This window comes from Endozoicomonas sp. Z74 (assembly GCF_057680865.1).
Genome location: NZ_JBLYZI010000094.1, coordinates 1 through 24,190, shown reverse-complemented (window position 1 = coordinate 24,190; position 24,190 = coordinate 1). Strand labels below are relative to the sequence as shown.

3 protein-coding genes are annotated in these 24,190 nt (G+C 54.5%); all 3 read left to right on the top strand.

Annotation, left to right across the window (positions count from 1 at the left end; all coding sequences use genetic code 11):
* The first annotated feature begins 38 nt into the window (after positions 1-38).
* Entirely contained in the window at positions 39-7,400 is a 7,362-nt protein-coding gene (locus ACNRUY_RS20775) for a hypothetical protein (RefSeq protein WP_488113579.1), read from the top strand.
* 168 nt (positions 7,401-7,568) lie between these two features.
* Positions 7,569-14,858, top strand: a complete 7,290-nt coding sequence (locus ACNRUY_RS20770; RefSeq protein ID WP_488113578.1) for a calcium-binding protein — start codon at positions 7,569-7,571, stop codon at positions 14,856-14,858.
* Positions 14,859-15,617: 759 nt separating this feature from the next.
* On the top strand, positions 15,618-24,190 hold an 8,573-nt coding region (locus ACNRUY_RS20765; RefSeq protein WP_488113577.1), incomplete at its 3' end, for a hypothetical protein.

Below are 24,190 nucleotides of genomic sequence, written 5' to 3'. Positions count from 1 at the left end.
GTTCTAATTATGCCGGGGGAAGTGGCGGGTCAGTCTGGTTGGATATAGGTACTCTGAAAGGTGCAGGCACGATAGAAGCCAACGGTGCTGCTGGTACAAGAGGTAACGGCGGTGGTGGTCGAGTAGCAGTCTATTTCGAACAGTCTACCTTCGATTTCAATAATAGCATCTCCGCAGTAGGTGGAGGGGGGGCTGCAGAAGCCGGAACGATCTATCGCTCTGATGGTTCAACCCCAACCGTGATTACCAAAAGTTCACCAACGGGTGATATCAATTATCCGCTTTCTTTTATTGATATAGACTTCCGACATAAAACAGATCCGGAAACCTTCAATATTGAGGATGTGCTTGTACTGCAAGATACCGTTAAGCAGGCTGTTACTTCCGTAACCGCTACTGGTTCTTATCGCTACAGGGTCACACTGGCTGAACCATTAAAAGACGGTGCTTACCAACTAGAGGTAGGTCCTAATATTCTGGTCCCCGCCGGTTTCCCAATGGATCAAGATGAAGACGGTGTTGCCGGTGAACCTTTCGATGATATTTATGTTGACAACTTTACGATTGATACGGAAGCGCCTTCTGATGTGACGGTCACATCCCATTCGGCTGACTCTGTCAATATCTCCACAACCCGCTCGGTCACATTGACTGGTTCCCGAGATGACAATAGTGCACTTCTTGTAAATGGAGAGGAGAAGCTAGGGGTTGGCTCCGGTGAATGGATCTTACCATTGACCCTGCCAGAAGGTGGTAGCCGCATAGTGTTAACCAGTCGAGATTCGGCAGGTAACCTTTCAGGCAAAGTGATACTGAACTTTGATGTGGATAGTTTGGCTCCACAAGTAATATCTATTTATCCGCAACACAAGAGTTACCTCAATGTTGCTCCAGGGACGATTTATTTGACTATTAATGAGGCCGGTTCTGGGTTGGATAGCTCAGCGTCTGAATTATCGCTTAAACGTGATGATTTGATCATGGCATCAGAGACTCAATGGTTTGACGATCAGGTAGCAATAGTCCCGTCCAGTGATTTTATTGAAGGGGTATACCAGCTATCAGGGCATTTACAGGATCAGTATGGTAACTTGAATGAAATCAGTTACGCATTCCGACTCGACTACACCCCACCAGAACCCCCAGAGGTAAACAACCACTCGGAAGTCACTACCGTCCAGCAGGTTACCCTGACCGGCACCCGTGAAGATGGCGCTGCCGTGCTGCTGGGAGACAATGCTTTTGTCACCGGTGCGGGTACGGACTGGTCTGTTACCGTGGCACTGGCGGAAGGCGATAACACACTGTCCTTTACTGCCCGGGACGCCGCTGGAAACATGTCGGAGCCCCGTTTGGTGACCATTCGCTTCGATAACACGGCTCCCGGTGCTGTGACCCCTACAGTGGCGGTTGATGGTGACGGTACCGAGGCGATGTTGAGCTGGAGCGATTATGACGAAGTGGCCAACGGTGCGGATATTGCCCGCTATCAGGTCTACACGTCGACGGCTACGTTCAGCCGTGTTGGCAGCGATGGCGTCACGCTTGCCGGGACGGTTAACAGTGGCACTAAAACATTCAAACTGACCGGTCTGGTTCGAGATACAGAAGCCTATGTGGCCGTGGTGGCTGAAGACCAGCAGGGGAACCGGCTGGAGTCCGTCGCACCACTGGCGGTAATCCCCCGGGACGTGATGGCTCCTGAAGAGGTCGCGTCCCTGTCGGTAACGGCTTTTAGTGATCGACTGATCGCCCGCTGGACAGCCATTGAGAACAGTGCTGGTGATCTGGCTTCTTACCGATTGACAATCACCCGTGACGGATCCGATGAGGTGGTCGAACTTCTGGCTTCTGAGTTGGCCGCTCAGGATGTGCTGACTCACGAGATCACCGGTTTGAGTGCGGCAACCCGTTATCCTCTGCGGCTGCAGACAGTGGATCAGTCTGGCAATGCTTCTGTCGGTCGAACCAATCCGGGAGTGACTCTGCTGACCAACCCCGAGGGGGTTGCAGTGGAAGCCCTGGATGGGCGTGCCCGGGTCAGCTGGCAACCGGTGACGCCAGACGACCTGTTACAGGAATACCGGGTCTACGTTGAAACCAGCCCATACACCTCCGTAGCAGACCTGACGCCTTCCCTGACGTTGGATAAGCAACAGCCGTCTTCCGGCCTCGCCGGTCTGACCAATGGCACCACCTATTATGTAGCCGTCACCGCTCGTAATCTGTCTGGCGGTGAAGCACAGGCCGTGACGCCGGTCACGGTAACACCGGTGGCCGATACCAGTGGACCGGAGTTAACCGGTGTGCAGTTTTCGGGCAGTGCTTTGTCCAGTGGACAGGTGCTTAGTCAGAGTGGTCAACTGACCGTCAATGCAGAAGACCCATCCGGTCTCTCTCGCCTTACTGTCTTACTGGATGGTGATGTTCTGGTGGAAGACTCGGTGGCCAGCAATGGGTTGACGGCAGCTCTGGATCTGACCGCCATCGCTGACGGCGGCCACAGCCTGGAGATTCAGGTCTCTGATGCTCTGGAGAATACCAGCAGCCAGTCCTATGCCATTGTCGTCGATCTGGAAGCGCCCTCAGCACCGGCGTTGCTGTCTCCCAATGATGGCCTGGTGACCAATGAGGCCAAAACGGTCCTGATGGGCTCCAGTGCCGTGGGCACCGAAGTGCAGGCCCGGGTGAACGGTCAGCCGGTTGGGAGCTGGCAGTCGGTGGGCAGCCAGGGGCGTTATACCTTCACGGTGGATCTGGTTGACGGTGCCAATGCCCTGTCGGTTGTGTCCCGCTATCAGGGACGGAGCAAGTTGTCTCCAGCCAGTGATGTCATTACGGTCACTGTGGATCGCACGGTACCCAATGCCCCCGGGGCGCTCAATGCCCAGAGCCGGGCCCAGGGAGCCGTGCGTCTGTCCTGGCTGGCTGTGGAAGGGGATCTGGCGGGGTATCATGTCTATCGCAGTGCGTCGTCCTTCAGTACGGTCAATGAAGCCGGTGTTCAGCGCCTGACGACCTCGCCGGTGAATGCCCTGACTTACACCGATGTGCCCATGGACGACGGTGAGTATGTCTACGCCATCACTGCCATGACCCGGGCCGGAAGCGAGAGCGCTCCGGGTGAACTGGCATGGGCTTCAGCCGACAGTCAGGGGCCCCGCGCAGAGACCATTGAACTGGTCAGTAACGGCGCTGTGGGCGACGACGGTCGTTTTGGCCAGGGGACGGTGGAGGTCATGGTGCGTTTCGATGAGCCTCTGCGCTCGCCTCCGTTCTTTGCGTTCAGCTTTGGTGAGACCAGTATCCCGGTGGTGCTGAGCAAGGATTACAGTGATGAGCAACGCTATACCGGTCGCTTCAGCATCACCGACAGCACGCTTTCCGGCACCGGTTTCCTGATCTTCCAGGCCTTTGACGATAAAGGTAACCAGGGCTCGGAACGGGTCAGCGGTGAGCTGTTCCAGATCCAGGTGGATACCCGGGGTCCGGAAGTCCGTGAGCTGATCCTTAATCCGGCACACCCGGTGGCCAATACCGGCAACACCCTGGTGGAAGTGCAGCTGCGGTTGAACGACGATGTGGATGCAGCGGTTGCACCGGTACTGATCCCCACTCTGGATGGTGAGGTCATCACGGATCTGTCCGGTGGTATTGCCCTGTCCCGGGACAGCCAGTCCCAGCCCGGAAGCCCGCTGTGGGTTGGCCGGTTTACCCTCCCGGCGGAGGCGGGTTCAGCCGCGCCTCAGCAACTGGCCTTTCACTGGCAGGCCCAGGATGACCTGGGGAACGCTACCGGACGCATTCATGACCACCCCCGGTTCGAAATCTACCAGGGCAACCTGCCCACCCTGTCGGCCCCCGTCGGGCTGCAAGGGACCCCCCTGGCCGGAGGGCAGGTCTCCCTGAGCTGGAAAGCCGTCGACCAGGCCAGCGGTTACCGGATCTTCCGCCAGTCCGGAAGCGACGGCGAAGCCATTGAGGTGGCCGATGTCACGGGACTGACCTGGCTGGATGACAGCCACCTGAGCGACGGGCGTTACCAGTACCGTGTCGCCAGTATCCGCCAGGCCAATGGTGAGACGGTGGTCGGAACCCCGGGACAGCCCGTCAGCGTGGATGCGGACAGCCAGGCACCGGGCCAGCCTCTCAATGTCCGGTTGCGTCTCAACGGTGCCGGCATGGTGGTTGAATGGACCGCTCCGGAGGGCACCATCAACGTCAATGAGCTGACCTACAACCTGTACCGGCTGAACACCGCGGAAGGGGCGGCCATCGACCTTAAGGGTGTGTCCCCCCTGCAAACCGGTATCCCGGGGGATGCCTTTATAGCCCTGGACAGCCAGCCATCGGAGAGCGAGCACACTTACACGGTGACCGCCGTGGATGGTGCCGGCAATGAGTCGGAGCCGGCGCTTCCCCAATACCTGAACGCCGGTTTGTTGCCCGTCAGTCACCTGTCGGTGACCCTGGACCCGGGCGCCTATCCGGTATTGAACTGGGAGCACAGTGGCCAGGGGGTTGCCGGTTACGACGTGTACCGGGGGGAAGGCAGTGAGCGCATCCTGCTCAACAGCCAGTTACTGACGACCCTGTCGTTTACCGACAACCGCTTCAACGGAGGCCAGGCCAGTGACGGGGCTTCTGCTTCGCGCACCTATCATGTGGTGGCGGTGGATGCCCATGGCGTGGAAAGCCTGGAACACAGCCTGACTCTGCCGGGCCTGTCGGCTCACCTGCTGCCAGGGCAGTCCCTCAAACGGGGCGTCATGAATCAGCTCACCTTCCGGGTGAACAACACGGGCCAGCACAATGCCTCTGGCCTGAGGCTTGGTGTCCAGGTACAGGACGGCAGCCAGTGGCGCAATCACCTCTCTTCCTACTTCAGTGTGGAAGCGGGGGGCTTTACCGAAGTGCCGGTGGTCATTGGCGGCTATCAGGGATTGAACGGGCTCAGCAGCCTGAAGCTGAGCCTGACCCAGAGCCCGCAGCCCGGTGAACAGGTGCGTATCCAGCAGCGCAGCGAACTGATCACCGGCGACAGCAGCCTGCTGGCCAGCCTCAGTGCCGAAACCCTGCTGCGTGGGGCCACGGGTCAAGCCCGGTTCACCCTGGAAAACACCAGTGCGGTGGCAACGGAAATCCTCATGGCGAGCAGTCATGGCAACGCCGACTCCAGTGAAGTTCGACTGGTGCTCACGGACAGCGAAGGTAACCGTCTGGGCAGCCAGTCCGTACGACAGTTCACCGGTGATGTGGTCATCCTCAGCAACGGGGACAGTGTGGCTCGCCTGCAACCGGGCCAGCGCTTTACCAGCGAACTGACCACCCTGGACATCCCGGCGGGGGCCCCGGATAACGTGCGCCTGCAGCTGGAAATCGATCGTCTGCACTACCAGCGGGGCAAACCGGAGCAGGTCACCATTGCAGGGCTCAGCGCTCGCAGGGATCTGACCCTGGTGGAAACCGACTACGTGGGTGACATCACCGCGGTCAGCCAGGGCAAAGTCTTTGGCAGCGAGGCGGTCACCGTAGAAGGCCGGGCCCTGCTTCGGGGCAGTGACCAGGCCCGGGCCGGGGTGGCCCTTGACCTGATCTTTGACCGCCGAGGCTTTGAAAAACGGGTCCAGGTCACCACCGATGACGAAGGGCACTTCCAATACCGATACCTGCCGGAAAAAGGGGAGTCGGGTCAGGTGCGGGTTGCCGCCACCTACCCAGGCTCCAGTGAGCGCCCCTGGCACAGCGGTTTCCTGGTAGAGAATGCCAGCGTCAGCCCCCACACAGTGGATCTGGGACTGCTGCGTAACTTCCCCCAGACCCTCCCGCTGCAGGTCAAGGCCGGTCATGACACCACCCTGACCAACCTCCGCCTGGAAGCGGAAGCGGAAGGGGAGATCCCGGATGGGGTGCAATTAACCCTGCCGGACGCCCTGGAACTGAAGGGGCAGCAAAGCGGCTACCTGAACCTGACGGTCAGTGCCAACAACGATGCCTCGGACCGTGGTCGTCTGACCTTCCATGTGAAAGCGGACAACACCGAACAGGCCCTGGCCACCCTCACCGTGGACTACCAGGTCAGTGACGCCCGGGCCCTGCTCAGCTTCAACCCCGGCCATATTGAAACCGGTGTGACCCAGGGCGGAGCCATCACCGAGCGGCTGACCCTGACCAACAACAGCACGGCGGATGTGGACAATATCCAGCTGACACTGACGGCAAAAGACGGCAGCAGCGCTCCTTCCTGGCTGCACATCGTCACGGGCAGCCGCATTGACCAGCTGGCCATCGGTGGCAACCGCACTGTTGACCTGCAGGTGGCACCGCCGGACACCCTGGCGGAAGGCAACTACACCTTCTATCTGAACGTCAGCTCCGGCAATGCTCCGGACTACCGCTACCCGGTCTACGTAGCAGTTACCCAGGCCGGTGAGGGCAGCGTGTTCTTCCACGCCTCGGACATCTACACCGCCACCCTGGACAAACAGGGGCAACCCATCAGGGGGCTGCAGGATGCCCGGATCAAACTGCAGAACGAACAGGTTCTGACAGAAGTGTACGAAGGCCGGACCGACCAGGATGGCAACCTGCTACTGGAAAACATACCGGCAGGGCGCTACCTGTACCGTGCGTCGGCTTATGACCATGAAGACATCAGTGGTCGCCTGTGGGTGAAGCCGGGCATCGTGACCGGCGAAGAGATCTTCCTGACCAACAACCTCATTACCGTCGAATTTGAGGTGAAGGAAATCACCCTGGAAGACCGCTATGAAATCAACCTGAAGGCGGAATTCAAAACCGATGTGCCGGTGGCTGTGGTGGTGGTGGAACCCATGAGCGTTAACCTGCCGGTGATGAAAAAGGGGGATATCATCAATGGCGAGATCACCCTGACCAACTACGGGCTGATCCGGGCGGAAAACGTCCAGGGGCAACTGCCCGGAGGCAATGATGTGGCGCGGTTCGACTACCTGCAACCGGTCCCGGAGACTCTGGAAGCAGGGGAAGTGTACACCCTGCCTTATCGGGTAACGGCCCTGAGGAGCTTTGATCCGGATGAGGATGGCAGTGCCACCGGAGGGGGATGCTGGAGCCACCAGTACCAGGCCCAGGTTCGATGGGAGAGCCGGTGTGCCAACGGTCAGGTGGTGAAATCCGGAAGCGGCATCACCTGGCACAGTGCAGGAGGCAGCTGCAGCGGCTCCGGTGGCGGAGGTGGCACCGGGGGAGGGAGCAGTATTATTGGAGGCTTTGGCGGAGGCTGGGGCGGGGGCATCAGCATTGGCAACAGTGGCAGCGCCATTGGCGGTGAGGCGAACTGGTGCCCGGCGGATGCGCAGAACGGTTGTCCGGACGGGAACTGCCCGAAGGCGGGGAACAGTGAGAGTGGTGGCCAATAGGCCACCCTCGCTCCAGGCCCAGGTTTTCAATATATTAAAACTGTCGTTTTTTAGGTAGTATTCAGCCAACAAGAACAATTGAATCTGGCAAAAGGGTGTTGGCCGGAGAAAGCAAATAAGAATGTCCGTTGTGGCAAATAAAAATAATCGAAAATAAAGGAAGTACCTGTGACAAGGCGTCGTATAGCTGGTGTGATTCTGGGGTTGTGGCTTGGTTTTCAGCCGGGCTTTGCCGTTCCTGATGAGGAAAAGCTGTGTGCTGTGGTAAAGATAGAGATTCAGCAGGAGCTTTCCCTTGAGCGTCAGGCCTTTGAGGCCACCATGCGAATCACCAACAGCCTTGATTCAATGTCCCTGGATAACATTAATATCGAAGTTCTGTTTGAAGACGGGGATGGCAATCCGGTAATAGCCACTTCCAATACATCGGCGGTGTCAGCAGAGAGCCCTGGTGATGTGAATGGTGCTTACTTTTATATCCGAAAGGATTACAGCAATAACCTCACCAGCCTCGAAGAAGGGGACAACGGTAAGATTATCAGTGGCCAACTGGCCGCAACAACCACTGGCGAGGTTAAGTGGCTGATTATTCCTACAGCCGGGGCTGCGGGACAGAAAAAAGACGGTGAGCTGTATTTTGTTGGGGCGGTTCTGTCCTACACCTATGGAGGAAAAGAACAGTCTGTTGCCGTAACACCGGATGCAATTACGGTAAAGCCACAGCCTAAACTGCTGTTGGATTATTTTCTACCTGAAGAGGTGACAGCTGATGATGCCTTCACCCCAGAGATTGAAGCAGCAATACCCTACACATTGGGAGTCAGGATTGGTAACCGGGGGCATGGCGATGCCAGAAAAGTCAAAATAGAGTCGGCAAAACCCCGAATTGTTGAGAATGAACAGGGCCTGGCTATTGATTTCAAAATCAACGGAAGTTACCTGGGCAATCAGAAAGTCTCTCCCAGCCTGCTGATCGACTTTGGTGATTTTGAATCACAGCAGAACAAAATGGGCCGTTGGGAAATGGAGACAAGCCTGTCTGGAAAATTTGTTTCATTTTCTGCGGACTATACCCATGCGGATGAACTGGGCGGTGAATTAACCTCGCTCCTGGAAGAGGTTAATACCCACTTTCTGATCAAGGATGTTCTGGTGGGTTTACCCGGGCGGGATACTGTCCGGGATTATCTGGCCAGAGATGCGGATGGCATAAAAGTTTATGAATCTGACACGTTATCCAGTACTACACCGGGATGCAATGACTGCTGGCCTGTTGAGCGTTTGAGTGCTTCACTAGGCAGTGAGGAAAATACAGGAGGTAGTCTGAAAAGAACGCTTACGGTGACCGCGGGTTCCCAGTCCTTTGGTTATGTCAAAGTGGCTGACCCCTACTCAGGCAGTAAAGTCCTTCAAAAGGTCTATCGGTCTGATGGTAAAACCCTGGATAAGGCGAACTTCTGGCTGACTCAGGAACGTGCTGATGATGACATCAATTTTAACTACTTCCTTCATGTGTTTGATAACACACCTTCGTCGTCTTACACCATTGAGTTTGTGAGCAGTGCGGAGATTCCCCAGCCTCCTGTTATTGAGTATCTGAGTGATAGAAGCACTTATGAAGGTGGGCAGATCGGATTTCTGGTCAGGGCATCTGATCCTAATGACACTGTACCCGTACTAGGGGTTAAGGATTTAATGACTGGAGCCAACTTCACGGACCAGGGTAATGGCTCTGGAGTGTTCCAATGGTTGCCAGAAGTGGGGCAGGCCGGATCATATTCTCTATCTTTCATTGCATCCGACGGGGAATTAACGTCTGCATCAACCGTGAAACTGGATGTATTTCCCGCGGATGACAAGGACGGTGACGGACTGAAAGATCTTTGGGAAGAAACCCATTTCGGCCATCTGGATCGGGATGGAACCGGTGATTTTGATAATGATGGCTATACCGACAAAGAAGAGCATGATGGTGAAACCAACCCCGCGGTCAAGGAAGCAGCCCCTGGAGTGCCTGCCGTTCTTACACCGGGTTATGGCTCAGAAGTCACTACACTGACTCCCACTCTGCGAATCAAGAACAGTGTACATGGTACAGAGGATACGGTGACCTATCGCTTTGAGGTGTTTTCTGATCAGTCCATGACAACAACAGTTGCGGTGGGTGAGGGAGTATCTGAGGGAGCAGAGCAAACCGAGTGGCTGATACATACGGACAGTCTGGAAGAGGGAGTCTCTATTACCGATAACACCCGCTACTGGTGGCGTGTCAGGGCATTTAATGGTACGGCCAGCAGCGAATGGGCCAGCAGTCAATTCTTCATTAACCGGGAGAATGATGCCCCTGAATCTTTTGCCATCAGTGAGCCAGCGCATTTGAGTCTCGTTGATACCCTGACGCCGACGCTTAAGGTGAATAACAGTCGTGATATAGATGGTGACACCTTGCGATACAGTTTCAGGCTGTTTAATGAACAGGATGAGAACTTTGAAAGCCCTGTTGCACTGATCGATGGCCTATCAGAAGGGGCCGATGGTTTTACCAGTTGGCAGGTGCCGGAGCCATTGACTGAAAATGCCACTTATTTGTGGTTGTCGGTGGTGACAGATGATCACGGTGCCACTGCTACCAGTGAGGCCTCTGCATTCCTGGTCAGCACCGCAAATGATGCTCCGTCCGTACCCGTTATTGCCAGTCCTGCCAACGGTTCAGAAATTACGGCACTGCAAGGTAACCAGCTTAGGGTTATGAACAGTGTTGACCCGGAAAAGCAGCCAGTGACGTACTCTTTTGAGCTGGATACAAGAGATACCTTTGACTCAGAGGGATTACAGCGCTTTTCGGACGTAGCAGAAGGTGTTCAGAGCACGTCGGTTGACCTGCCAGAGTTGCTGGACAATACCCGGTATTACTGGAGAGCCAGAGGCAGCGATGGTCTATCTGCCAGCAGTTGGGTCCAGGGGGATTTTTTTGTTAACCCCCTGAATGATGTTCCTCCTGTTCCAGTTATTGCCAACCCTGCAAGTAATGCCTGGGTTGAGATTTTACGCCCAACATTGAGTGTGAATCCGGTCATTGATCTTGATGGAGATACTGTGACCTATCGTTTTGAGCTTTACGGGGCAGAAAGCCAGGATACCGCCCTGGTGAGTCATTCAACCAGCGAACCTCTTTTCAAGCTTGATTTTGATCTAATGGATAACCGCTGGTACAGCTGGCGAGTCAGTGCCAGTGACGAACATGGAGCTGTTAGCCAGTGGAGTGAATTAAATCGTTTCTTTGTCAATGACGACGGCGTTGATGATGCTCCAGCTTTTGAATTTATTGAGCCTGCTGATTTTGTAGAAACCACCGGTGGTCTGGTGAACATTCACTGGTCTGACAGTGACCCTGACTCGAATGCGTCCATCAAACTGTTTGCGAACGGGCTGCAAATTGCTCCGGAGCTGGATTCCGAACTGAAAGAGGATCTGGAGGGTGAATTTGACCGGTTCCAGTGGGATGTCAGCACATTAAACCCAGGTGAGTATGTGTTATCGGCAGAAATCAGCGATGACTCCAGTACGGTAACGGTTCAGCACGATAAAACGGTCACTGTGCTGGCTGCGGGGCCATCGATATCTGTGACCCCCCTCAACGGTTCAGTGACCGATGAATATGGCATTAATGTACTGAGCTTTGAAGTTTCTCTGAGTCAGGAACTGGTGGCAGGGGAGTCGGTTACCCTCAATTACAGCCTGACCGATGAGTCAGAAGTGACCATCATTGGCGGCCAGCGTTACTTGCAGTTTACTGCTGCCAACTGGAGTGAAAAGCAAGAGATTCAACTTTACGGGCTGGATGATTGCAGTATTGATGGCCATCGTACCGTTGGCTTGCAGTTTGAGCCGGTAATCAGCAATAGCGAAGCATACAATGGGTTACAGGTCGCCAGCCTTGTACTGACCAATCAGGATAATGAGTATCAAGGGCAGGCGTTGTTTATCTGCGACTACCAGCTTGAGGCCCAGCAGGAACAGTCTGGTGAAATTACTGCAACCTATCGTGCGTTGCTTAAAAATACGGGTGTTACCCTGAACTCCGCTGCTGCTCATCTCTCTGTTTTAGGAAGTGAAATGGCTCTGGTAAGTGGTGAGAACCTGACCTTTACAGCCATCGCCAACGGTACCTCGGTGAATTCTCAGGAAGTCTTTGCAGTCCGTTATAGTGCTGACAGTGGATTTAAGCCTTCCAACTTAAAGTGGAGCATAACACCAGGAAGCCAGTCTGAAACCCAGGAAGGTACAGAGCGTAATAATACCCTTACAGGAACGAGTGATAATGATGTTTTGGATGGTAAGGGTGGAAACGACACGCTATACGGCGGTGATGGCGATGATATCCTGATTGGTGGAGAGGGTAACGACAGGTTGTATGGTGAAGCAGGTAATGACACTTTCGTTGTCTCTGGAACTTCAGCCTATGCCGACTGGTTTATAGGCGGAAGTGGTATTGACACGGTCAAAGGCGGGACTGGGGATGATGTCATTCGTATTCAACAACTAAAAGCGGAAGACAGTATAGAAGTGGTTGATGGAGGTGCGGGGCGTAACTGGATTGAAGGCACATCCGGCAACAACACTCTGGATTTCAGTACTACGGATTTAAAGGGGATTCTGTATATTGATGGCCTGGATGGTAATGATGTCATCCGGGGTACCCAGGCTTCGGATAAAATTATTGGCAACAAAGGCAATGACAAGCTGTACGGTAATGGTGGCGATGATGTCTTTATTGTTGTCGGACACGACCAGGGACGTGATGTAGTCAATGGTGGAGACGGTATAGACCGCCTGGAGGGCAGTGACGGAGATGATACCTTCAGATTTAGCGTTTTTTCCGGTGAAAATACGGTAGAGGAGATTAATGGTTTTGCCGGATTCAACCGTATTGCCGGATCTTCTTCAAATAATACATTGGACCTCAGTAATTCTTTTTTAGCGTCCATTGATGAAATTGATGGTGAGGAAGGGAATGACCTGATCAGTGGCAGCTCACTGGCCGATGTGATTATCGGTGGGGCTGGTAGCGATACTCTTTATGGCAATGGCGGTGATGACCTGTTTTTGATTCAGGGAAAAGACAAAGGTCAGGACCTCATTTACGGTGGAAGTGGTTTCGACACCATTAAAGGCTCATCACTGGATGATGATTTTACCTTTCGCTACTTCAAAAGCGACGCTTCTATAGAGTTGATTGATGGTGATGGTGGGATAAACAGGATTCTCGGCTCTCCAGAAAATGATCGCCTTCATTTTACCGGTGTCAAGTTCAATGGTATTGCACTCATTGATACTGGGGAAGGTAATGACAAGGTGTATGGCAGTGATGACGATGACCTGATTATTGGTGGCGAAGGAAATGATCAACTCTATGGTGGTGCAGGAGATGATCGTTTTCTAATACATGAAAACGATAGCGGAAGTGATATGTTTACCGGAAATGAAGGAGAAGACCGGATAATTTTTGCCCGCGCTGGTGACGCTGTGACTCTGTCTTCCTTTCAGGGGGATGGCACAGTTGAGATTATTGAAGGTCAGGTGGGGAAAAATAGAGTGCAGGGCTCAAAATCCAACAATTATCTTGATTTTCAGCACACCCGCTTGACTAATATCTCTGAAGTTCATGGCGGTGATGGTAACGACACCATTATTGGTTCGGCGAGCAGCGACCTGCTCATCGGTGGTAATGGTTCAGATACACTGAATGGCTACAAGGGAGATGATACCTTTGTTTTGATGCCGGGGGATGAAGGTGTTGATACATACATTGGTGGTGACGGGATTGATAAAATCCAGGGTAGTGAAGAAAACGACATTATTAGCTTGAATGTGTTCAAGGATGAGAAGCGGGTTGAAATCATTGATGGCGGCCCTGGCGAGAACCGGATTGTTGGTACTCATCAGAACAATAAACTGGATTTCAGCTCGACTCAGCTTCTGAATATCGATTCGATTGAGGGTAGAGCCGGGCACGACTCAATTATTGGCTCCTTAGCAGCGGATGTCATTATTGGGGGTGAAGGTAATGATGTACTGAGTGGCCACGATGGAGACGATATTTTTAAATTACGTGAAGGCGATAATGGATTTGACACCCTCAGCGGAGGTAATGGGCATGACCAGCTGCAAGGTACGCCGGGTAATGATGCTATAGGCCTGAAGGCTCATTATGGGCTGAATGTGGTGGATGTCATCGACGGAGGAACCGGTGAAAACAGGATTATTGGCAATAAGGGAAATAACCGGTTGGAATTCCAGGACACTCAGCTTGTTAATATTGGCCGGATTGAGGGTGGTGAAGGCAATGATATCATTACAGGCAGCTCTGGCAATGATGTGATTGTTGGTGGGCCGGGAGCCGATACGCTTGCCGGAGAGGCAGGTGATGACCTGTTTCTTCTGGAAGGCTCTGATGAGCAGCCGGATAATTACAGTGGCGGCCCAGGCATGGACAGAATCCTGGGGGATAGCAGCGATAACAGGCTGATTCTGAGTTCATTTTATGGGGATAAAACCGTTGAAGAGATTGATGGAGGGGACGGATTCAATCAAATACTGGGCTCCACAGCGAATAACCGGCTTGAGTTTACCCATACTGCACTGAAAAATATTGCCCTGATTGACGGTGGATCCGGGAATGACTCTATTCGTGGAAGTGCCGGGGACGACGTCATCATCGGTAATGCAGGAAAAGATACTCTTTATGGGGAATCTGGGGATGATCGCTTTTTGCTGCTTGATGGAGACAACGGTGCAGACACCCTCAGCGGCGGTGACGGAGTGGATCAATTAGAGGGTACTGAAGGCGATGACCTGATCACATTATCCACCTTTTATGGCAGCTACACCGTGGAGGTGATTGATGGCAAGGGCGGAGTCAATACGATTCAGGGAACTTCCGCCAGTAACCGGTTGGATTTCAGTAATACGGCCCTGAAGGGGATTGCAAAAATCCTCGGTGGTGGTCGTCATGACACAATTATTGGGTCTTCCGGTGATGATGTGATTGAGGGGGGAGCGGGCAATGACCTGCTTTACGGAGGCCCTGGAAATGACACCTATCAGATCGATGCTGACCACGGGCTTGACACCATTTATGAGCTGAGCAATGGGGGTAACGACCGTTTGCTGTTCAATAATGTGAATGTCAGCCAGTTATGGATGATAAGGCAGAAAAGTGATCTTGTTATTTATATGTTGTCATCCAGCGGTCGGATAACTTTGAATAACTGGTATGCCGAGGGCATAAGCCCTGAAATAGAGACCGTGAAAACGGGTGATAAGACCCTTTCGGTGATGGATATTAACCGGTTGAGTGAGTTTATGACTCCCATAGGAAAGCCGGTGGATGGCCAGGTTAATCTGACAGAAGCACAGCAAGCAGAATATGACCTGCTACTGGCTCAACTCAATTAATAATAATCAGGTGCTGTTCAATCAGCACCTTTGTCGTTTGCTGTTTACATGGAAGTGGTGTCCATGCGTAGTTTTTTTACTTTTGCTGTTTTTTGGTTTGCATGTTTTGCTGGTGTTGACAGGGCTGTTGCTATAGAACAGTCAATCACAGTGAACAGCGTTGAAAAAAAAGGGTATCTGTTTCTAGCGGCTCGTGAAGCGAATGAGAGTTATCCCCCTGATGAACCTCCAAGTGAATGGTTTTCTGATGGAGATGAAAACGCAATAGTCTCAAGCTTGGATAAAGCAAATGTTATTACAGAAGGGACAGTCAGGTTGCCATTTTTTGATGGCATGAAATTAGATGTTGTTGCCCAGAATATGTGTTGGCATGGTGATATCGGTGAATTGACAGTTTCTTTCATTGATGACAATGGTGACGTTGATGGGTCTTATGGGTATAAAAAACAAAGTTCTTCATGGACTGGCATAGTAACCGTTAAAAAAGGTGATACTGTTGTTAAGTCTTTTTCAGATTACGTTGGTTCATACCAAGGCTCTTTAGCAGGTGTATTAAGCTTTGATGAAGACACGATTTCTTTCAAAAAAGGAGATTTATTTGACTACGGTCTTACCGATCATGTTGTAAGTTATGATTTGTCAAGAGTTAAGTATATTGAACTCCATGGAAAGGTCCTGGCCAGTTATACTGGGCATACATGCGGGAATTATGTTCAAGTTCTGGTTGTTGACCCCGGGAATCAGCCTGAGTCTGTTAACTTGTCATCTTGGCAGGAGGCTGATTATGGCAACGGCTCAGCAGGAGACTGGAGGGTTAGCGAGGACTCCTTATCTGTCAAGCAGCACATCAATGGTGATCCAACCTTTTTTATTAGCGATTTTGTGCTGGGTGGCTCTCGCTTTGAAGGCTCTTTCAAGGTAGAGACGGCCGTGGATGATGACTTTATTGGCTTTGTGTTTGGTTATCAGGGCTTAAATGTTGACCCCGGTTTTTATCTCTTTTCCTGGAAGAAAAATGACCAGTCTACGGGAGAAGAAGGTTTCAAAGTGGTTAAGGTCAAAAACTCACCAAGTACTGCTTATGATGGAGAGTTCTGGAATCTGGAGAATTCAACCAATATGACGGTGCTTGCTGAAGATGTGGGCAGCACCAAGGGTTGGGTTGAAAACAAAGAGTACAATTTTTCTCTCAGTTATCAGGAAAACGGCAATATTCGTATTTTGGTAACGGATACAGATACCCAGGAGTTATTATGGGACAGTGGACTTATTGTTGACCCTGAACCCATCGGCTCCGGAAAGGTTGGCTTTTATAACTTTAGCCAGGAAGGGGTGTCCTACAAAGGCTTTACCAGGGCTTTGCTTCTAAAGCCTATTGCCGATGCGGGTACAGACTACCAAATTTCAGCCACGGTACCAGAGCTTCAACTGTCTGGTGAAGAAAGCATTGATCCTGATGCGCAAGACAGCTCTGACAATGGCATTCGACAGTGGCAGTGGGATATTGGTGATGATGGTCACAGTGACGATGCAGAAAAGACGAATAAAGTTATATTGGTCACTCTTCAGGAATTATTGGCTAAGGGGTTAACATTGACAACTCCAGTTCCGGTCAGACTGACTGTTACTGATGCTGATGGTCTTACTGCTTCCGATATTACTTATATTGCCTACAGCAATACTGCGCCCCAGGTCGATGCTGGGGGGCCGTACACCAAGGTTCTGCCTGGTCAGCAGTTGATGCTTCTAGGTTCTGTCACTGACCCTGACCTGGACAATGCGGTTGGTGAATCCCTGAAGTTGGAATGGGACTACAGACCTGCTAAGTCTGCTTCAGAAGTGGGGGATGGTGTTCTTAACGGTGGGACTGAGTTGGCGAGTCAGGTGATTGACTACGACACCTTGCTTGGTCTTTATAATAATCATGGTAATAGACTCTATTTGAATGCAGTCGATCATCAGGGGGCTGTCGTCAGTTCATCTGTCGAGTATGAGGTAGCCCTACCTGATTTGACTATTACGGATCCATCGGTATCAGGCGTTATTCAGAATGGAGATCAAGTTCAGCTTAGTTGGTTAACCCATAACAGCGGAGAGGGAGTTGCACGAAGTAGCTGGCAGGACTGTGCATGGGTTTCCAGTGACCCGACTTTCGACGACAGTGACACTCCTTTGGGCTTTGCCACTCACCAGAATGATACCTTGCTTCCCGGAGAGTCGCTTGTGTCTCAGTTGAATCTGGTGTGGCCAGACCTTACACCGGGCCTTTATCACCTTATTGTTCAGGCTAACTGCAATAATTCACTTAAGGAAAGTGAGGAGTTAAATAACTACCATGCCAGTAGCGCGTTTCAGGTTTCTCGTATCGTTAAGCTTGATGAGGTAATACCAACGGCTACTATTGCCGGTATCAAGACTCATCAAACACTTGAACTGATCTTTAACCGGCCAATGAACTCAGCATCTGCTCCTCAGGTTGTAGTATCTAATGAAAACCGAAGTCTTAATGTTGGCAGTGGTATTTGGAGCAGTGAGCGAGTTTATCGGACGGGCCTTATTGAATTTCCTGAAAATATCAATGAAGTATTTGATGTGAATATTGAAAATGCTACCGATGATGGCGGCCTTTTGATGGAACTGTATTTCCGGGAAAGTATTTTTGAAGTGGATACAATCCGGCCTGTCTCTCCTGCTATTAACCAGCCTGATATCAGCACAGGAAGCATTGAGCTGACCTCTGACAAACTTCAGGTTTCAGGTGAAAGTCTGGAGCCATTAACTCTGGAAATTAATGGCCAAATAGTTCTGGAGGCCCCTGCTGGGTCATGGGTTATTTATGATCTGACAATGAATCAAGGAGTTAACCAGTTAGCATTGATAGGAAGAGATCGAGCCGGAAATGCTACGGAGGCTATTGAGTTTACTGTCCATGTTGACAGCATTGCTCCTGTGATTGAAGACATTGTTCCATCAGGGTTGGTTAACGAAATTCCTGAACTAATAGAAGTTAACTACCTTGAAAGTGGCAGCGGAATTGATGTTGTCAAGAGTAGCTTTACCTTGTCCCGCGAAGGGGTTTCAGTAACGGGTATTTTGTCTGAAGGTGAGAGCGGGGTTGAGTTCAGGCCGAAATCGGGACTTCTCGAAGGGCAATATATTGTTCGGGCCAGGTTGTCTGATCACTTTGGCAATGTATCCGTACTGAAAGAACACCGTTTTACACTCGACTACACGCCCCCAGAACCCCCAGAGGTAAACAACCACTCGGAAGTCACTACCGTCCAGCAGATTACCCTGATCGGCACCCGTGAAGATGGCGCTGCCGTGCTGCTGGGAGACAATGCTTTTGTCACCGGTGCGGGTACGGACTGGTCTGTTACCGTGGCACTGGCGGAAGGCGATAACACACTGTCCTTTACTGCCCGGGACGCCGCTGGAAACATGTCGGAGCCCCGTTTGGTGACCATTCGCTTCGATAACACGGCTCCCGGTGCTGTGACCCCTACAGTGGCGGTTGATGGTGACGGTACCGAGGCGATGTTGAGCTGGAGCGATTATGACGAAGTGGCCAACGGTGCGGATATTGCCCGCTATCAGGTCTACACGTCGACGGCTACGTTCAGCCGTGTTGGCAGCGATGGCGTCACGCTTGCCGGGACGGTTAACAGTGGCACTAAAACATTCAAACTGACCGGTCTGGTTCGAGATACAGAAGCCTATGTGGCCGTGGTGGCTGAAGACCAGCAGGGGAACCGGCTGGAGTCCGTCGCACCACTGGCGGTAATCCCCCGGGACGTGATGGCTCCTGAAGAGGTCGCGTCCCTGTCGGTAACGGCTTTTAGTGATCGACTGATCGCCCGCTGGACAGCCATTGAGAACAGTGCTGGTGATCTGGCTTCTTACCGATTGACAATCACCCGTGACGGATCCGATGAGGTGGTCGAACTTCTGGCTTCTGAGTTGGCCGCTCAGGATGTGCTGACTCACGAGATCACCGGTTTGAGTGCGGCAACCCGTTATCCTCTGCGGCTGCAGACAGTGGATCAGTCTGGCAATGCTTCTGTCGGTCGAACCAATCCGGGAGTGACTCTGCTGACCAACCCCGAGGGGGTTGCAGTGGAAGCCCTGGATGGGCGTGCCCGGGTCAGCTGGCAACCGGTGACGCCAGACGACCTGTTACAGGAATACCGGGTCTACGTTGAAACCAGCCCATACACCTCCGTAGCAGACCTGACGCCTTCCCTGACGTTGGATAAGCAACAGCCGTCTTCCGGCCTCGCCGGTCTGACCAATGGCACCACCTATTATGTAGCCGTCACCGCTCGTAATCTGTCTGGCGGTGAAGCACAGGCCGTGACGCCGGTCACGGTAACACCGGTGGCCGATACCAGTGGACCGGAGTTAACCGGTGTGCAGTTTTCGGGCAGTGCTTTGTCCAGTGGACAGGTGCTTAGTCAGAGTGGTCAACTGACCGTCAATGCAGAAGACCCATCCGGTCTCTCTCGCCTTACTGTCTTACTGGATGGTGATGTTCTGGTGGAAGACTCGGTGGCCAGCAATGGGTTGACGGCAGCTCTGGATCTGACCGCCATCGCTGACGGCGGCCACAGCCTGGAGATTCAGGTCTCTGATGCTCTGGAGAATACCAGCAGCCAGTCCTATGCCATTGTCGTCGATCTGGAAGCGCCCTCAGCACCGGCGTTGCTGTCTCCCAATGATGGCCTGGTGACCAATGAGGCCAAAACGGTCCTGATGGGCTCCAGTGCCGTGGGCACCGAAGTGCAGGCCCGGGTGAACGGTCAGCCGGTTGGGAGCTGGCAGTCGGTGGGCAGCCAGGGGCGTTATACCTTCACGGTGGATCTGGTTGACGGTGCCAATGCCCTGTCGGTTGTGTCCCGCTATCAGGGACGGAGCAAGTTGTCTCCAGCCAGTGATGTCATTACGGTCACTGTGGATCGCACGGTACCCAATGCCCCCGGGGCGCTCAATGCCCAGAGCCGGGCCCAGGGAGCCGTGCGTCTGTCCTGGCTGGCTGTGGAAGGGGATCTGGCGGGGTATCATGTCTATCGCAGTGCGTCGTCCTTCAGTACGGTCAATGAAGCCGGTGTTCAGCGCCTGACGACCTCGCCGGTGAATGCCCTGACTTACACCGATGTGCCCATGGACGACGGTGAGTATGTCTACGCCATCACTGCCATGACCCGGGCCGGAAGCGAGAGCGCTCCGGGTGAACTGGCATGGGCTTCAGCCGACAGTCAGGGGCCCCGCGCAGAGACCATTGAACTGGTCAGTAACGGCGCTGTGGGCGACGACGGTCGTTTTGGCCAGGGGACGGTGGAGGTCATGGTGCGTTTCGATGAGCCTCTGCGCTCGCCTCCGTTCTTTGCGTTCAGCTTTGGTGAGACCAGTATCCCGGTGGTGCTGAGCAAGGATTACAGTGATGAGCAACGCTATACCGGTCGCTTCAGCATCACCGACAGCACGCTTTCCGGCACCGGTTTCCTGATCTTCCAGGCCTTTGACGATAAAGGTAACCAGGGCTCGGAACGGGTCAGCGGTGAGCTGTTCCAGATCCAGGTGGATACCCGGGGTCCGGAAGTCCGTGAGCTGATCCTTAATCCGGCACACCCGGTGGCCAATACCGGCAACACCCTGGTGGAAGTGCAGCTGCGGTTGAACGACGATGTGGATGCAGCGGTTGCACCGGTACTGATCCCCACTCTGGATGGTGAGGTCATCACGGATCTGTCCGGTGGTATTGCCCTGTCCCGGGACAGCCAGTCCCAGCCCGGAAGCCCGCTGTGGGTTGGCCGGTTTACCCTCCCGGCGGAGGCGGGTTCAGCCGCGCCTCAGCAACTGGCCTTTCACTGGCAGGCCCAGGATGACCTGGGGAACGCTACCGGACGCATTCATGACCACCCCCGGTTCGAAATCTACCAGGGCAACCTGCCCACCCTGTCGGCCCCCGTCGGGCTGCAAGGGACCCCCCTGGCCGGAGGGCAGGTCTCCCTGAGCTGGAAAGCCGTCGACCAGGCCAGCGGTTACCGGATCTTCCGCCAGTCCGGAAGCGACGGCGAAGCCATTGAGGTGGCCGATGTCACGGGACTGACCTGGCTGGATGACAGCCACCTGAGCGACGGGCGTTACCAGTACCGTGTCGCCAGTATCCGCCAGGCCAATGGTGAGACGGTGGTCGGAACCCCGGGACAGCCCGTCAGCGTGGATGCGGACAGCCAGGCACCGGGCCAGCCTCTCAATGTCCGGTTGCGTCTCAACGGTGCCGGCATGGTGGTTGAATGGACCGCTCCGGAGGGCACCATCAACGTCAATGAGCTGACCTACAACCTGTACCGGCTGAACACCGCGGAAGGGGCGGCCATCGACCTTAAGGGTGTGTCCCCCCTGCAAACCGGTATCCCGGGGGATGCCTTTATAGCCCTGGACAGCCAGCCATCGGAGAGCGAGCACACTTACACGGTGACCGCCGTGGATGGTGCCGGCAATGAGTCGGAGCCGGCGCTTCCCCAATACCTGAACGCCGGTTTGTTGCCCGTCAGTCACCTGTCGGTGACCCTGGACCCGGGCGCCTATCCGGTATTGAACTGGGAGCACAGTGGCCAGGGGGTTGCCGGTTACGACGTGTACCGGGGGGAAGGCAGTGAGCGCATCCTGCTCAACAGCCAGTTACTGACGACCCTGTCGTTTACCGACAACCGCTTCAACGGAGGCCAGGCCAGTGACGGGGCTTCTGCTTCGCGCACCTATCATGTGGTGGCGGTGGATGCCCATGGCGTGGAAAGCCTGGAACACAGCCTGACTCTGCCGGGCCTGTCGGCTCACCTGCTGCCAGGGCAGTCCCTCAAACGGGGCGTCATGAATCAGCTCACCTTCCGGGTGAACAACACGGGCCAGCACAATGCCTCTGGCCTGAGGCTTGGTGTCCAGGTACAGGACGGCAGCCAGTGGCGCAATCACCTCTCTTCCTACTTCAGTGTGGAAGCGGGGGGCTTTACCGAAGTGCCGGTGGTCATTGGCGGCTATCAGGGATTGAACGGGCTCAGCAGCCTGAAGCTGAGCCTGACCCAGAGCCCGCAGCCCGGTGAACAGGTGCGTATCCAGCAGCGCAGCGAACTGATCACCGGCGACAGCAGCCTGCTGGCCAGCCTCAGTGCCGAAACCCTGCTGCGTGGGGCCACGGGTCAAGCCCGGTTCACCCTGGAAAACACCAGTGCGGTGGCAACGGAAATCCTCATGGCGAGCAGTCATGGCAACGCCGACTCCAGTGAAGTTCGACTGGTGCTCACGGACAGCGAAGGTAACCGTCTGGGCAGCCAGTCCGTACGACAGTTCACCGGTGATGTGGTCATCCTCAGCAACGGGGACAGTGTGGCTCGCCTGCAACCGGGCCAGCGCTTTACCAGCGAACTGACCACCCTGGACATCCCGGCGGGGGCCCCGGATAACGTGCGCCTGCAGCTGGAAATCGATCGTCTGCACTACCAGCGGGGCAAACCGGAGCAGGTCACCATTGCAGGGCTCAGCGCTCGCAGGGATCTGACCCTGGTGGAAACCGACTACGTGGGTGACATCACCGCGGTCAGCCAGGGCAAAGTCTTTGGCAGCGAGGCGGTCACCGTAGAAGGCCGGGCCCTGCTTCGGGGCAGTGACCAGGCCCGGGCCGGGGTGGCCCTTGACCTGATCTTTGACCGCCGAGGCTTTGAAAAACGGGTCCAGGTCACCACCGATGACGAAGGGCACTTCCAATACCGATACCTGCCGGAAAAAGGGGAGTCGGGTCAGGTGCGGGTTGCCGCCACCTACCCAGGCTCCAGTGAGCGCCCCTGGCACAGCGGTTTCCTGGTAGAGAATGCCAGCGTCAGCCCCCACACAGTGGATCTGGGACTGCTGCGTAACTTCCCCCAGACCCTCCCGCTGCAGGTCAAGGCCGGTCATGACACCACCCTGACCAACCTCCGCCTGGAAGCGGAAGCGGAAGGGGAGATCCCGGATGGGGTGCAATTAACCCTGCCGGACGCCCTGGAACTGAAGGGGCAGCAAAGCGGCTACCTGAACCTGACGGTCAGTGCCAACAACGATGCCTCGGACCGTGGTCGTCTGACCTTCCATGTGAAAGCGGACAACACCGAACAGGCCCTGGCCACCCTCACCGTGGACTACCAGGTCAGTGACGCCCGGGCCCTGCTCAGCTTCAACCCCGGCCATATTGAAACCGGTGTGACCCAGGGCGGAGCCATCACCGAGCGGCTGACCCTGACCAACAACAGCACGGCGGATGTGGACAATATCCAGCTGACACTGACGGCAAAAGACGGCAGCAGCGCTCCTTCCTGGCTGCACATCGTCACGGGCAGCCGCATTGACCAGCTGGCCATCGGTGGCAACCGCACTGTTGACCTGCAGGTGGCACCGCCGGACACCCTGGCGGAAGGCAACTACACCTTCTATCTGAACGTCAGCTCCGGCAATGCTCCGGACTACCGCTACCCGGTCTACGTAGCAGTTACCCAGGCCGGTGAGGGCAGCGTGTTCTTCCACGCCTCGGACATCTACACCGCCACCCTGGACAAACAGGGGCAACCCATCAGGGGGCTGCAGGATGCCCGGATCAAACTGCAGAACGAACAGGTTCTGACAGAAGTGTACGAAGGCCGGACCGACCAGGATGGCAACCTGCTACTGGAAAACATACCGGCAGGGCGCTACCTGTACCGTGCGTCGGCTTATGACCATGAAGACATCAGTGGTCGCCTGTGGGTGAAGCCGGGCATCGTGACCGGCGAAGAGATCTTCCTGACCAACAACCTCATTACCGTCGAATTTGAGGTGAAGGAAATCACCCTGGAAGACCGCTATGAAATCAACCTGAAGGCGGAATTCAAAACCGATGTGCCGGTGGCTGTGGTGGTGGTGGAACCCATGAGCGTTAACCTGCCGGTGATGAAAAAGGGGGATATCATCAATGGCGAGATCACCCTGACCAACTACGGGCTGATCCGGGCGGAAAACGTCCAGGGGCAACTGCCCGGAGGCAATGATGTGGCGCGGTTCGACTACCTGCAACCGGTCCCGGAGACTCTGGAAGCAGGGGAAGTGTACACCCTGCCTTATCGGGTAACGGCCCTGAGGAGCTTTGATCCGGATGAGGATGGCAGTGCCACCGGAGGGGGATGCTGGAGCCACCAGTACCAGGCCCAGGTTCGATGGGAGAGCCGGTGTGCCAACGGTCAGGTGGTGAAATCCGGAAGCGGCATCACCTGGCACAGTGCAGGAGGCAGCTGCAGCGGCTCCGGTGGCGGAGGTGGCACCGGGGG